At 38.3% G+C, this 582-nt stretch carries 1 pseudogene; it reads left to right on the plus strand.

The annotated features are described in order from the left end of the window. Positions 1–561: pseudogene (locus tag COL05_RS30440) on the plus strand (IS3 family transposase); the annotation flags it as partial. Positions 562–582: the final 21 nt, after the last annotated feature.

Consider the following 582-nt stretch of genomic DNA (forward strand, 5'->3'; position numbering starts at 1 on the left):
AAAACAAGGAAAAATCACGAGACAAGACAAAGCGCAAGTAGTCTATGAATTAAGGCATAAATATTCGGTGAAGGCACTTGTGGAGCTAGCTACTATTCCACGAAGCACGTATTATGATTTAGTAAAGAAAATGCATCGTCCAGATGTAGATGCCNNGTGAACCACAAGAAGGTTCAGCGCATTATGAAAGAGCTTGGGTTAAAGTGTGTTGTGCGTATGAAGAAATATAAATCCTATAAAGGAAAAGTCGGTAGAATTGCACCTAATATTTTAGAGCGTAATTTTCATACAGATGCACCGAATCAAAAGTGGGTAACAGACATCACAGAGTTTAAATTGTTTGGAGAAAAACTGTATGTATCACCTGTATTAGATTTGTATAATGGTGAAATTATTACCTATACAATTGGTTCTAGACCGACGTATTCGCTTGTTTCAGACATGTTAGAGAAAGCATTGGAACGTTTACCTGAAACCCACCAGCTACTGATGCATTCGGATCAAGGATGGCATTATCAAATGAGACAGTACGTCCATACACTTGAATCAAGAGCGATCGTCTAGAGTATGTCTCGAAAAGGC

The organism is Bacillus sp. AFS059628 (genome assembly GCF_002571225.1).
GTDB lineage: Bacteria > Bacillota > Bacilli > Bacillales > Bacillaceae_G > Bacillus_A.